This is a genomic window from Citrobacter sp. BIDMC107, assembly GCF_001037575.1.
In the GTDB taxonomy this organism is placed as follows: domain Bacteria; phylum Pseudomonadota; class Gammaproteobacteria; order Enterobacterales; family Enterobacteriaceae; genus Citrobacter; species Citrobacter freundii.
Genome location: NZ_KQ089848.1, coordinates 523,524 through 536,610, shown reverse-complemented (window position 1 = coordinate 536,610; position 13,087 = coordinate 523,524). Strand labels below are relative to the sequence as shown.

Sequence of the window (13,087 nt, the reverse complement as noted above, 5' to 3'; positions counted from 1 at the left end):
TGGCTTACTCGACAGGCTGAGGACGTGTTGCTGGCGCAGTCGCTTGATGCGTTGCGCTGTGTCCACCTGCGGCACCTTTGCCTTCAAAGGCGAATGCCGGACGCTGCCAGTCGCTATGACGCGGCGCTTCTGGCACATATTCCGGTGCCGGGGCGCGGGTCATCGGTGCGGTCGCATGGCTGTGAAGGTGTTCAGCATCAACACTGGCTGCGACAACTTCAGGCTTAACGACAGTCGCTTCTACAATTGGCGCTGCAACAACTTCCTGCGGTGCAGCAACCTCTTCAACAACTGGCGCTGTTTCCACAACTTCGGCAATCTCTTCAACCACTTCTGGCTGGGAAATAACAACCTCTGCAGGCTCTTCAACAACCGGCGCAGTCACAACGTCAGCCACAGGTTCGGCTTCAGCGGCGATTTCTTCTGCAACGGGCGCATCAGATGCAGCGATAATTTGTGGTTGTTCCTCGACCGGGGTCGCAATGACTTCCGGATGCGTGGTTTCAACCTGTGTGATTTCAACAACGGCGGCCTGAGGCTCAGCTACGACAATCTCTGGCTGCACGGCTTCAACTGGCGCAGGGGCATCCACAATGTGTTCCACGGCAGCTGCAGCAACCTGAGGCTCTACGGCGACAGGTGCGGCTTGCTGCTGGACCATTTCTTGTTCGCGCTGTTCTTCAACCTGCTGATCCTGAGGACGTGCGACAGGGTAGCGGATCCAAACTTTACCGGACGCTAATTCAGGAGATGCACAGGCGACCGTTAACGGCATTGGTGACTGAACCGGATAACGCTCGTCACGGTAACGACGACGACGCTGTCCACTGACGCGCAGATGGCGAGGGGAGCGACGGGAACGACGCGGCATACCATTGGAGTCACGCGCGTCGCTGTTGTCTTCCTGCTCAGTCGCAACGACGGCTGGCAGATCAACTTTCGCCAGTTCGGTGCGTTGTGCTGGTGCAGGCTGTTCTGTTGGCTGAGCGGCAGAGGTTTCAGCAACTACTGCGGCAGTTGCCACTTCGGTTTCAACCGCCGGGCTGTCAGTGAAACGCACTTTCTGAGTCAATTGACGCTGTTTACGGCGAGTCTGAGGCTGACGTACGCGCTCTTCCTGCTCGGCATCCTGCACAGGTTGTTCAGCCTGGTTCAGCTCTTTAACTTCCTGCTGAGCCTGACGCTTGTCATCGTTACGACGGCGGTTGCGTTCGCGACGCGGAGCCTGCTGCTCATCGCCAGATTTCGCTTTGTCTGCAACGTCAGTCGTTTGCTGGCGGTTATCGCGAGCTTCCGCATTTTGCTGCTGTGACTGACGACGGTTACGGCGGTTATCTTCACGGTTTTCGCCGTTTTCTGAACGTTCGTTACGGTTGTCACGGTCACCGCGATTATCACGGTTATCACGACGATCGTTACGGTCGCGACGATTGTTCTGACGCGGTTTACGACGATCCTGCTGGCGTTCGGTTTTCTCTTCAGCTTTCGGCGCAGGTTGTTCAACCGGTTTCACTTCTTCGCTACCACCGAAGATGGACTTCAGTGCGCCAAAGAAACGGCTAATCAAACCGGGCTGTGCGGCAACGGCTGCGGTCGCTGCCGCTGCTTTAGGCGCGGCGGCTTTCGCGGCAGGTTCCTGCAGAGCAGGGGCTGGCGGAACGTCTGGCATGGCGAAGGTGGCCAGCGCCGGTTGCTCAGGCTGTTTACGCTCGACGTACTCTTCTTCCGTCGGCAATGCCATTGCCTCTTCATGCAGTTTCGGCAGTAGATAGCTCAGGGTCGGCGTTTCTTCCCCTTTACGTACGCGTAGCACAGAATAGTGCGGGGTTTCCATCTGATCGTTTGGCACGATCACACAGCGCACGCCATTCTGACGCGTCTCGATTGCATTTACCGCGGTACGCTTTTCGTTGAGCAGGTAGGAAGCGATCGGCACAGGAACAATAGCGTGTACTTCCTGCGTATTTTCTTTCAGTGCTTCTTCTTCGATCAGACGCAGAATAGACAGCGACAGTGATTCGTTATCACGTACGGTACCAGTACCGGAGCAGCGCGGGCACACGTGATGGCTGGATTCACCCAGTGACGGGCTCAGACGCTGACGGGACATTTCCAGCAGACCGAAGCGAGAAATATGGCTGATCTGAATACGCGCTCTGTCCTGGCGTACGGCCTCGCGCAGACGGTTTTCAACCGCGCGCTGGTGACGAACCGGCGTCATATCAATGAAGTCGATTACAATCAGACCGCCGAGGTCGCGCAGACGCAGCTGACGTGCAATTTCATCGGCTGCTTCAAGGTTGGTGTTGAACGCTGTTTCTTCGATGTCGCCGCCGCGGGTTGCGCGTGCGGAGTTGATATCGATAGCGGTCAGTGCTTCAGTGCTGTCGATAACGATTGAGCCGCCGGACGGCAGACGCACTTCGCGTTGGAACGCGGACTCAATCTGAGACTCGATCTGATAGTGGCTGAACAGCGGGATTTCGCCGGTGTACAGTTTGATTTTGCTGCTGAAATCCGGACGACCCAGCGCGGCGATGTGCTGACGCGCCATCTCCATGACTTTTGGGTTGTCGATGAGGATTTCGCCGATGTCCTGGCGCAGATAGTCGCGGAAGGCACGCACGATAACGTTGCTTTCCTGATGGATCAGGAACGGAGCAGGGCGGCTGTCAGCGGCTTTTTGAATCGCTTCCCAGTGCTTCAGGCGGAAGCTCAGGTCCCACTGCAGCGCTTCGGCGGATTTGCCTACCCCTGCGGTACGCACGATAAGCCCCATGCCATCAGGCAGTTCCAGGCTTGCCAGCGCTTCTTTTAATTCGGTACGGTCGTCGCCTTCAATGCGACGGGAGATGCCGCCCGCGCGCGGGTTGTTCGGCATCAGAACCAGATAACTACCCGCCAGGCTGATAAAGGTAGTCAGCGCAGCGCCTTTGTTGCCTCGTTCTTCTTTATCGATCTGAACGATGACTTCCTGACCTTCACGCAACACGTCTTTAATGTTGGGACGACCATGGGAGTTGTAGTTAGCGGGAAAGTATTCGCGGGCAATTTCTTTTAACGGGAGGAAACCGTGACGTTCAGCGCCGTAATCAACAAAAGCAGCTTCCAGACTCGGTTCAATACGGGTAATTTTGCCTTTATAGATGTTGGCTTTTTTCTGTTCGTGTCCAGGACTTTCGATATCCAGATCGTACAGACGTTGCCCATCTACAAGGGCGACACGCAACTCTTCCTGCTGAGTCGCGTTAATTAACATTCTTTTCATCGTAACTTACTCATTATTCTTACATTGACGACTAAGCTGCGGGCAGAGTAATGCCTTTCCGGGTGTGAACCGATGGCCTCGTGTCTATTCGCGTCGCCAACCTCACGGTTATCGTCAGCTCAAAGAGGCGCAGAGTGTCGGTTGCCTGTATTTCATACGGAAACACAGCGCAATTATCAGGGGAACAGTCTGGGTGTTACTCTCCAGAGAAGCTTCCATTGTGCTTGTCGTCTTTCACGCTGTCGGTGCGTTGGCTTTATCTTCTCACCCTGGTCACTTACAGGAGTAAGAACCTGGGGGTATCCAGACTTGCCGCCTTCCTACAATGTGAAATCCATAGAGCACTTACCGGTAAGGACTGCAACCCGCAGCCCGCTAACTGCCTGAAAGATCAATACGTCTTACGCCATTGCTGCGTTGATGATCGGTCGGGCAAAATTGGGTCATTCCGGAAAAGTTCTTGTTTTAACAAGATTCAACACGGAAACAACCGCATTATTCCACTGCTAACCTTGTTATAGCAAGATGACTTTTGCCATTTATCACCCGGTTACTCACAGTTTTTTCACTTCCGCGTAGTGATTGCTTTAATAACCACCAAATCGGCTATGTCAAACTTAAGTAATAAGGTATAGCAGTTAATATAAGCATAGAAAAATGTGTGGCGCGAATCTTGATGGCTATTTAAAATCGGCCCCCATGAAAACAGAGACTCCAGCCGTAAAAACAGTTGCCATTACTGCCGACGAAGCAGGGCAACGCATCGACAACTTTTTGCGCACCCAGCTTAAGGGTGTGCCGAAAAGTATGATTTATCGCATTTTGCGTAAAGGCGAAGTGCGGGTGAATAAAAAACGCATTAAACCCGAGTACAAACTCGAAGATGGGGATATTGTGCGTATTCCACCTGTGCGTGTCGCTGAACGTGAAGAAGAGGCCATTTCGCCAAACCTGCAGAAGGTTGCGGCGCTGACCGATGTCATTTTATATGAAGATGACCACATTCTGGTGCTTAACAAACCTTCAGGTACGGCCGTGCATGGCGGAAGCGGGTTAAGCTTTGGCGTCATTGAAGGATTACGTGCGTTGCGTCCGGAAGCGCGTTTCCTTGAGCTGGTGCATCGCCTCGACCGGGATACCTCCGGTGTGCTGCTGGTTGCCAAAAAACGCTCAGCCTTGCGTTCATTGCATGAACAACTGCGTGAAAAAGGCATGCAGAAAGATTACCTCGCGCTGGTTCGAGGCCAATGGCAGTCGCATGTCAAAACCGTGCAGGCGCCGCTGTTAAAGAACATTCTGCAAAGCGGCGAGCGTATCGTGCGGGTGAATCAGGAAGGCAAACCGTCAGAAACACGTTTTAAAGTGGAAGAGCGCTATGCGTTTGCCACGCTTGTGCGCTGTAGCCCGGTGACCGGACGTACGCACCAGATCCGTGTGCATACCCAGTATGCCGGTCATCCAATTGCTTTTGACGATCGCTACGGTGACCGTGAGTTCGATAAGCAACTGGCGGATACGGGGTTGAACCGACTTTTCCTGCATGCCGCAGCGTTGAAGTTTACTCATCCGGGTACGGGGGAAGTGATGCGTATTGAAGCGCCAATGGATAAACAGTTGAAGCGCTGCCTCGAGGTATTACGCAGCAAAGCCTGATGCGCGTTGCTTATCAGGCCTACAATCGTGTGATGGACCGTAGGCCTGATAAGACGCATCGCGTCGACATCAGGCAGATTAATCAGGCGTTCAACGGGTTCATTTCTTCCCGCCGCAGCATTTGACACAACGCGATCAGCGGCAAACCTACCAAGGTATTTGGGTCACGACCCTCCAGGCGTTCAAAGAGTGCAATACCTAACCCTTCACTTTTGAAACTACCTGCACAATGGAGCGGACGCTCTTTGCGCAGATAATCATCAATTTCCGCCTCGCTTAAATGACGGAAATGGACGTCAAAAGGTTCTACTTCAGTTTGTAAATGTCCGGTCGCAGAATTATACAGCGCCAGTCCGGTGTAAAATGTCACAATATTGCCACGGGCTTTGAGTAATTGCTGGCGCGCATTTTCTTCTGTTAATGGTTTGCCGGTTATTTCACCATCAAGAACACAAATTTGATCGGAGCCAATAATCAGATGCGAGGGATAACGGTGGGCGAGTGATTGCGCTTTTTGCTGCGCCAGTCGCAACACCAGATGACGTGGCGCCTCGCCTGGTAATGGTGTTTCATCAACCTCTGGTGCTGCGCATTCGAACGGAATTGCCAGTTTTTCGAGTAAAGCGCGACGCCAGGGAGAGGTGGAAGCAAGAATAAGTTGAGGCATATTTTTTCCCTCGCATATAGCGTATTGATGAGAGCCATTTTAAACTATGGACTTCGACCTACAAGCTGGCTGTAGTGGCTTGTCTTGAGCGATTTTAAGTCGATGACCCGCAATGTGTGCGAATTATTGGCAAAAGGCAACCACAGGCTGCCTTTTTCTTTGACTATATGACGTTACAAAGTTAATATGCGCGCCCTATGCAAAAGGTAAAATTACCCCTGACTCTTGATCCGGTTCGTACGGCTCAAAAACGCCTCGATTATGAAGGTATCTATACTTCTGATCTGGTTGAGCGCGTCGCCGATTCTGTAGTCAGTGTGGACAGTGATGTGGAATGCTCCATGTCGTTCGCTATCGATAACCAGCGTCTCGCCGTTATAACCGGTGATGCGAAGGTATCGGTTACGCTCGAATGTCAGCGTTGCGGGAAACCGTTCCCACTTCATGTTCACACAACATATTGTTTTAGTCCTGTCCGTTCTGACGAGCAGGCTGAAGCACTCCCGGAAGCGTATGAGCCGATTGAGGTTAACGAATTCGGTGAAATCGATCTGCTTGCAATGGTTGAAGATGAGATTATCCTCTCCTTGCCGGTAGTTCCGGTGCATGATTCTGAACACTGTGAAGTGTCCGAGGCGGACATGGTCTTTGGCGAATTGCCTGATGAAGCGCAAAAACCAAACCCATTTGCCGTATTAGCCAGCTTAAAGCGTAAGTAATTGAGGAGTAAGGTCCATGGCCGTACAACAGAATAAACCAACCCGTTCCAAACGTGGCATGCGTCGTTCTCATGACGCTCTGACCGCAGTCACCAGCCTGTCTGTAGACAAAACTTCTGGTGAACAACACCTGCGTCACCACATCACTGCCGACGGTTTCTACCGTGGCCGTAAGGTAATCGCTAAGTAATCACGCATGACTCAATGGCTTTCCACCCCTGGTGAGAAAGACAAAGAGTGAACGCGTGATGAAGCTTAGTGAGGCTTTCCCCGGGTAACTGGGGAAATACCTAACCGGGCAGCGACGATACCTTGACACGTCTAACCCTGGCGTTAGATGTCATGGGGGGAGATTTTGGCCCTACCGTGACAGTGCCTGCAGCATTGCAGGCACTGAATTCTAATTCGCAACTCACACTTCTTTTAGTCGGGGATCCCGATACAATCACGCCATTACTTGCCAAAGCTGACTTCGAACAACGTTCGCGTCTGCAGATTATCCCTGCTCAGTCAGTTATTGCCAGTGATGCCCGGCCCTCGCAAGCTATTCGCGCCAGTCGTGGAAGCTCAATGCGTGTTGCCCTGGAGCTCGTGAAAGAAGGTCAGGCACAAGCTTGTGTCAGCGCCGGTAATACGGGCGCACTTATGGGACTTGCGAAGTTATTGCTCAAACCCCTTGATGGGATTGAGCGTCCGGCGTTGGTGACGGTTTTACCGCATCAGCAAAAGGGCAAAACGGTGGTGTTGGATTTGGGCGCCAACGTAGATTGTGATAGCACGATGTTGGTGCAATTTGCCGTCATGGGTTCCGTGCTGGCAGAAGAGGTTGTTGGCATTGCCAATCCTCGCGTAGCGTTACTCAACATCGGCGAAGAAGAAACGAAAGGTCTCGACAGTATTCGAGATGCTTCAGCTGTGCTAAAAACAATCCCTTCCATTAATTATATCGGCTATCTTGAAGCCAATGAGTTACTGACTGGCAAAACCGATGTGTTGGTCTGTGACGGCTTTACAGGTAATGTCACATTAAAGACGATGGAAGGTGTTGTCAGAATGTTCCTTTCACTGCTGAAATCTCAGGGTGAGGGCAAAAAACGGTCGTGGTGGCTTCTGTTATTAAAACGTTGGTTACAAAAAAGCCTGACAAGGCGATTTAGTCACCTCAACCCCGACCAGTATAATGGCGCCTGTCTGTTAGGATTGCGCGGCACGGTGATTAAGAGTCATGGTGCGGCCAATCAGCGAGCATTTGAAGTCGCGATTGAACAGGCAGTGCAGGCGGTGCAGCGACAAGTTCCTCAGCGAATTGCCGCTCGCCTGGAATCTGTATACCCAGCTGGATTCGAACTGCTGGACGGTGGCGAAAGCGCAACCTCACGAGCACACAGATAACGGTGCGTTTGTGAATGTGGCCAACGTATCAGCGATTTGCTCGTGGCGGTATATAACCAAAAAGTGACTGAGCGTACATGTATACGAAGATTATTGGTACTGGCAGCTATCTGCCTGAACAAGTGCGTACTAACGCCGATTTGGAAAAAATGGTTGAGACATCTGATGAGTGGATCGTCACTCGTACAGGTATCCGTGAACGCCATATTGCAGCGCCAAATGAAACAGTTGCGACGATGGGCTTTGCCGCCGCAAACCGTGCGATTGAAATGGCGGGCATCGACAAAGAGCAAATTGGTCTGATTGTGGTTGCTACCACATCATCCACTCACGCATTTCCAAGCGCGGCGTGCCAGATCCAAAGTATGCTGGAGATCAAAGGCTGTCCGGCGTTTGACGTTGCAGCAGCTTGCGCTGGTTTCACTTACGCCCTGAGCGTTGCCGACCAGTATGTTAAATCTGGCGCAGTTAAGCATGCTCTGGTCGTTGGCTCTGATGTTCTGGCGCGCACCTGTGATCCAACCGATCGCGGAACGATCATCATTTTCGGTGATGGGGCGGGCGCGGTTGTACTGAGCGCATCGGAAGAGCCAGGCATTCTCTCCACGCATCTGCACGCCGACGGTCGCTATGGCGAACTGTTGACGCTGCCTAACGCCGATCGCGTGAACCCAGAAAACCCGATTCATCTGACGATGGCGGGTAACGAAGTATTTAAAGTCGCGGTGACCGAGCTTGCGCACATCGTTGATGAAACGCTGGAAGCCAATAATCTCGACCGTTCTGCGCTGGACTGGCTGGTACCGCATCAGGCTAACCTGCGCATTATCAGCGCGACGGCGAAAAAGCTGGGTATGTCGATGGATAATGTTGTCGTGACGCTCGACAGACATGGTAATACCTCTGCTGCCTCCGTACCGTGCGCGCTGGACGAAGCCGTCCGCGACGGGCGTATTAAAGCTGGGCAGTTGATATTGCTTGAAGCCTTCGGGGGTGGATTCACCTGGGGCTCCGCGCTGGTTCGTTTCTAGTATAAGGATTTAAACATGACGCAATTTGCATTTGTGTTTCCGGGGCAGGGTTCCCAGACCGTTGGGATGTTGTCTGAAATGGCAGCAAGCTACCCGATTGTTGAAGAAACATTTGCTGAAGCATCAGCTGCGCTGGGCTATGATCTGTGGGCGTTGACTCAGCAGGGTCCGGCCGAAGAACTGAATAAAACCTGGCAGACGCAGCCAGCGCTGTTGACCGCATCTGTCGCGCTTTATCGCGTATGGCAGCAGCAGGGTGGTAAAACACCTGCGCTGATGGCGGGTCACAGCCTGGGCGAATATTCTGCGCTGGTCTGCGCAGGCGTGATCGCATTTGCTGATGCCGTACGTCTGGTAGAACTGCGCGGTAAGTTCATGCAGGAAGCTGTACCAGAAGGCACAGGCGGTATGTCTGCGATTATCGGTCTTGATGATGCGTCTATCGCTAAAGCATGTGAAGAGTCAGCAGAAGGTCAGGTCGTTTCTCCGGTCAACTTCAACTCGCCAGGCCAGGTGGTTATCGCGGGTCATAAAGAAGCGGTTGAACGTGCGGGCGCTGCCTGTAAAGCTGCGGGTGCGAAACGTGCTCTGCCACTGCCAGTTAGCGTGCCGTCTCACTGTGCTCTGATGAAGCCTGCTGCTGAGAAACTGGCCGTTGAGCTGCAGAAAATCACCTTTAACGCACCGACGGTTCCGGTCGTGAACAATGTCGATGTGAAGTGTGAAACCACGGCAGACGCTATTCGCGATGCGTTGGTTCGTCAGCTGTATAGCCCGGTTCAGTGGACTAAAACTGTTGAATTTATGGCATCCCAGGGCGTAGAGCACCTGTATGAAGTCGGTCCGGGTAAAGTTCTGACCGGTTTGACGAAACGTATTGTTGACACCCTGACTGCTTCGGCACTGAATGAGCCGGCGGCACTGTCTGCGGCGCTAGAGCAATAAAAGAGGAAGACCATGAGTTTTGAAGGAAAAATCGCGCTGGTTACCGGTGCAAGCCGTGGCATTGGCCGCGCAATTGCTGAGACACTCGTTGCCCGTGGCGCGAAAGTTATCGGTACTGCTACCAGCGAAAGCGGCGCGCAGGCCATTAGCGATTATTTAGGTGCAAATGGTAAAGGTCTGATGTTGAATGTGACCGATCCTGCATCTATCGAATCTGTTCTGGAAAATATTCGCGCAGAATTTGGTGAAGTCGATATCCTGGTCAATAATGCCGGGATTACTCGTGATAACCTGTTAATGCGCATGAAAGATGACGAATGGAACGATATCATCGAAACCAACCTGTCATCTGTTTTCCGTCTGTCAAAAGCGGTAATGCGAGCTATGATGAAAAAGCGTCATGGGCGTATTATCACTATCGGTTCTGTGGTTGGTACCATGGGAAATGCGGGTCAGGCTAACTACGCTGCGGCGAAAGCGGGTCTGATCGGCTTCAGTAAATCACTGGCGCGCGAAGTTGCGTCTCGTGGCATTACTGTAAACGTTGTTGCTCCGGGCTTTATTGAAACGGACATGACGCGTGCGCTGTCTGATGATCAGCGTGCGGGTATTCTGGCGCAGGTTCCTGCGGGTCGCCTTGGCGGCGCTCAGGAAATCGCCAGTGCGGTTGCATTTTTAGCTTCTGACGAAGCAAGTTACATCACAGGTGAGACTTTGCACGTCAACGGCGGGATGTACATGGTTTAACCACGATTGAAAAATATTTGCGTTATTAGGGTGAATGGCCTCAAAATAGCGCAAAATCGTGGTAAGACCTGCCGGGATTTAGTTGCAAATTTTTCAACATTTTATACACTACGAAAACCATCGCGAAAGCGAGTTTTGATAGGAAATTTAAGAGTATGAGCACTATCGAAGAACGCGTTAAGAAAATTATCGGCGAACAGCTGGGCGTTAAGCAGGAAGAAGTAACCAACAATGCTTCCTTCGTTGAAGACCTGGGCGCAGATTCTCTTGACACCGTTGAGCTGGTAATGGCTCTGGAAGAAGAGTTTGATACTGAGATTCCGGACGAAGAAGCTGAGAAAATCACTACCGTTCAGGCTGCCATTGATTACATCAACGGCCACCAGGCGTAAGTGAACATCTCCAGGCGGTCATTCGACCGCCTGAGTTTTATCTTTTTATCCCACTTGAATTATTTTCCCTCCCTGGAGGACAACCGTGTCTAAGCGTCGTGTAGTTGTGACCGGACTGGGCATGTTGTCTCCTGTCGGCAATACCGTAGAGTCTACCTGGAAAGCTCTCCTTGCCGGTCAGAGTGGCATCAGCCTGATCGACCATTTCGATACTAGCGCCTATGCAACGAAATTTGCTGGCTTAGTAAAGGATTTTAACTGTGAAGACATTATCTCGCGCAAAGAACAGCGCAAGATGGATGCTTTCATTCAATATGGAATTGTCGCTGGCGTTCAGGCCATGCAGGATTCTGGCCTCGAAATAACGGAAGAGAACGCCCACCGTATTGGCGCCGCTATCGGCTCTGGTATTGGCGGTCTCGGTCTTATCGAAGAAAACCATACCTCTCTGGTAAATGGTGGACCGCGTAAGATCAGCCCGTTCTTCGTTCCGTCGACGATTGTTAACATGGTGGCAGGTCACCTGACCATCATGTACGGCCTGCAAGGGCCAAGCATCTCCATCGCAACCGCCTGTACTTCAGGCGTGCATAACATCGGTCATGCTGCACGTATCATTGCATACGGCGATGCGGACGCGATGGTTGCGGGTGGTGCAGAAAAAGCCAGTACGCCGCTGGGCGTGGGTGGTTTTGGCGCGGCACGTGCGCTGTCTACACGTAATGATAACCCGCAAGCGGCAAGCCGTCCGTGGGACAAAGAACGTGATGGCTTTGTGCTGGGCGACGGCGCAGGCATGGTTGTACTGGAAGAGTACGAACATGCGAAAGCTCGCGGTGCAAAAATCTATGCTGAAGTCGTTGGCTTCGGTATGAGCAGTGATGCTTACCACATGACGTCACCACCGGAAAACGGTGCAGGCGCTGCGCTGGCAATGGTCAACGCGCTGCGTGATGCGGCTATCGAAGCGGGTCAGATTGGCTATGTCAACGCGCATGGTACGTCTACGCCTGCAGGCGATAAAGCAGAAACCCAGGCAGTGAAATCTGTCTTTGGTGATGCGGCAAGCCGTGTAATGGTAAGCTCCACCAAATCTATGACCGGACACCTGTTGGGTGCGGCGGGCGCGGTAGAGTCTATTTTCTCTATCCTGGCGCTGCGCGATCAGGCTATTCCGCCAACCATCAACCTGGATAACCCGGATGAAGGTTGTGACCTGGACTTCGTACCTCACGAAGCGCGTCAGGTTAGTGGTCTGGAGTATGCGCTGTGTAACTCCTTTGGCTTCGGTGGTACCAACGGCTCTTTGATCTTTAAAAAGATTTAAGCCCGTTAGGTGATGCGCTAGCATCGATAGCAAATTGAAAAGGTCCGCTTGTCGGGCCTTTTTTTATTCGGTTTTCCGCCCTTGTCCTGTGTTACTCATCCTGCCAAACTAGCGGACCAGAAATAAGGAGCCACCATGTTCTTAATTAATGGCTGCGAGCAAAATATGCTGTTAGCAAGCGATCGAGCGACCCAATTTGGTGATGGCTGTTTTACCACTGCCTGTATTATCGACGGCGAAATCCCTCTCTTTGCAGCGCATCTTGAGCGTTTACAAGACGCTTGCCAAAAACTGCTGATCTCTTTTGAAAATTGGTCCGAGCTGCAAAATGAAATGAAAATGCTGGCGAAAGGGCACGTACGCGGGGTGTTGAAAGTGATTATCAGCCGTGGCAGTGGAGGCCGGGGCTACAGTGGCAAAAGTTGTCACAGCGCCACACGCATCCTCTCCGTTTCAGCCTGGCCCGTTCATTACGATCGTTGGCGGCAAGATGGCATTGTGCTGGCGCTAAGCCCAGTACGTCTGGGACGTAATCCACTGCTTGCCGGACTTAAGCATCTGAATCGACTGGAGCAGGTGTTGATTCGCTCTCATCTTGAGCAGACGGACGCAGATGAAGCACTGGTTCTTGACAGCGAGGGATGGGTTACGGAATGCTGTGCGGCTAATTTGTTCTGGCGTAAAGGTGATGTGGTTTACACGCCCCGCCTGGATCAGGCCGGAGTAAACGGCATTATGCGACAATTCTGTATCCGGATGCTGGCACAATCGCCATTCAGTATTGTCGAAGTGTATGCCGGGTTGGAGGAGGTTATGCAGGCTGATGAAATCGTCGTCTGTAACGCGTTAATGCCCATTATTCCCGTGCGTGCCTGTGGCGACACATTGCTGTCTTCACGTTTGTTATTCGATTTTTTAGCCCCACTTTGTGAGCACCCGAATTAGT

Annotated in this window: 12 protein-coding genes; 10 read left to right on the top strand and 2 right to left on the bottom strand. The window is 52.3% G+C overall.

All coding sequences use genetic code 11. The features are described 5' to 3' along the window. Positions 1 to 4 precede the first annotated feature (4 nt). Positions 5 to 3,268 carry a ribonuclease E gene (gene rne / locus SK39_RS02635; RefSeq protein WP_048216618.1) on the bottom strand — a complete coding sequence of 1,088 codons (3,264 nt, stop codon included), beginning with the start codon at positions 3,266 to 3,268 and terminating at the stop codon, positions 5 to 7. Between the two features lie 699 nt (positions 3,269 to 3,967). Between rne and rluC the strand changes: the two genes are divergently transcribed. Beyond that, entirely contained in the window at positions 3,968 to 4,921 is a 954-nt protein-coding gene (gene rluC, locus SK39_RS02630) for a 23S rRNA pseudouridine(955/2504/2580) synthase RluC (RefSeq protein ID WP_003036228.1), read from the top strand. Positions 4,922 to 5,003: 82 nt separating this feature from the next. Here rluC and SK39_RS02625 read toward each other — a convergent pair whose 3' ends face one another. Continuing rightward, positions 5,004 to 5,588: a Maf family protein gene (locus SK39_RS02625; protein ID WP_003836743.1), complete on the bottom strand. Its 585-nt coding sequence runs from the start codon at positions 5,586 to 5,588 to the stop codon at positions 5,004 to 5,006. 197 nt (positions 5,589 to 5,785) lie between these two features. On the opposite strand from SK39_RS02625, the gene yceD reads away from it, so the two are divergent. The 9 genes from yceD (at position 5,786) to pabC (ending at position 13,086) form a co-directional block, all read left to right on the top strand. Next, a complete protein-coding gene (gene yceD, locus SK39_RS02620) occupies positions 5,786 to 6,307 on the top strand; it encodes a 23S rRNA accumulation protein YceD (RefSeq protein WP_003036239.1) in 522 nt (173 codons plus the stop codon). Between the two features lie 16 nt (positions 6,308 to 6,323). Further along, entirely contained in the window at positions 6,324 to 6,497 is a 174-nt protein-coding gene (gene rpmF, locus SK39_RS02615; protein ID WP_003036242.1) for a 50S ribosomal protein L32, read from the top strand. A gap of 122 nt (positions 6,498 to 6,619) precedes the next feature. Beyond that, entirely contained in the window at positions 6,620 to 7,699 is a 1,080-nt protein-coding gene (plsX, locus tag SK39_RS02610; protein ID WP_003836738.1) for a phosphate acyltransferase PlsX, read from the top strand. 77 nt (positions 7,700 to 7,776) lie between these two features. Further along, complete coding sequence (fabH, locus tag SK39_RS02605) at positions 7,777 to 8,730, top strand: beta-ketoacyl-ACP synthase III (protein ID WP_003036247.1); 954 nt, start codon at positions 7,777 to 7,779, stop codon at positions 8,728 to 8,730. 15 nt (positions 8,731 to 8,745) lie between these two features. After that, positions 8,746 to 9,675, top strand: a complete 930-nt coding sequence (fabD, locus tag SK39_RS02600; RefSeq protein WP_044700679.1) for an ACP S-malonyltransferase — start codon at positions 8,746 to 8,748, stop codon at positions 9,673 to 9,675. 12 nt (positions 9,676 to 9,687) lie between these two features. Then, positions 9,688 to 10,422 (top strand): 3-oxoacyl-ACP reductase FabG, encoded by a 735-nt coding sequence (fabG, locus tag SK39_RS02595; protein WP_003036255.1) that lies wholly within the window; start codon positions 9,688 to 9,690, stop codon positions 10,420 to 10,422. 155 nt (positions 10,423 to 10,577) lie between these two features. Next, entirely contained in the window at positions 10,578 to 10,814 is a 237-nt protein-coding gene (gene acpP, locus SK39_RS02590; RefSeq protein WP_000103754.1) for an acyl carrier protein, read from the top strand. Between the two features lie 85 nt (positions 10,815 to 10,899). Then, positions 10,900 to 12,141 carry a beta-ketoacyl-ACP synthase II gene (gene fabF, locus SK39_RS02585; protein ID WP_003036260.1) on the top strand — a complete coding sequence of 414 codons (1,242 nt, stop codon included), beginning with the start codon at positions 10,900 to 10,902 and terminating at the stop codon, positions 12,139 to 12,141. Between the two features lie 135 nt (positions 12,142 to 12,276). Next, positions 12,277 to 13,086 (top strand): aminodeoxychorismate lyase, encoded by an 810-nt coding sequence (gene pabC / locus SK39_RS02580; RefSeq protein ID WP_044700675.1) that lies wholly within the window; start codon positions 12,277 to 12,279, stop codon positions 13,084 to 13,086. Position 13,087: the final 1 nt, after the last annotated feature.

What these genes read in the sequence shown, in the direction of transcription:
- rne (WP_048216618.1), bottom strand. Translation starts at nt 3,268, where the DNA reads ATGAAAAGAATGTTAATTAACGCGACTCAGCAGGAAGAGTTGCGTGTC.
- rluC (WP_003036228.1), top strand. Translation starts at nt 3,968, where the DNA reads ATGAAAACAGAGACTCCAGCCGTAAAAACAGTTGCCATTACTGCCGAC.
- SK39_RS02625 (WP_003836743.1), bottom strand. Translation starts at nt 5,588, where the DNA reads ATGCCTCAACTTATTCTTGCTTCCACCTCTCCCTGGCGTCGCGCTTTA.
- yceD (WP_003036239.1), top strand. Translation starts at nt 5,786, where the DNA reads ATGCAAAAGGTAAAATTACCCCTGACTCTTGATCCGGTTCGTACGGCT.
- rpmF (WP_003036242.1), top strand. Translation starts at nt 6,324, where the DNA reads ATGGCCGTACAACAGAATAAACCAACCCGTTCCAAACGTGGCATGCGT.
- fabH (WP_003036247.1), top strand. Translation starts at nt 7,777, where the DNA reads ATGTATACGAAGATTATTGGTACTGGCAGCTATCTGCCTGAACAAGTG.
- fabD (WP_044700679.1), top strand. Translation starts at nt 8,746, where the DNA reads ATGACGCAATTTGCATTTGTGTTTCCGGGGCAGGGTTCCCAGACCGTT.
- fabG (WP_003036255.1), top strand. Translation starts at nt 9,688, where the DNA reads ATGAGTTTTGAAGGAAAAATCGCGCTGGTTACCGGTGCAAGCCGTGGC.
- acpP (WP_000103754.1), top strand. Translation starts at nt 10,578, where the DNA reads ATGAGCACTATCGAAGAACGCGTTAAGAAAATTATCGGCGAACAGCTG.
- pabC (WP_044700675.1), top strand. Translation starts at nt 12,277, where the DNA reads ATGTTCTTAATTAATGGCTGCGAGCAAAATATGCTGTTAGCAAGCGAT.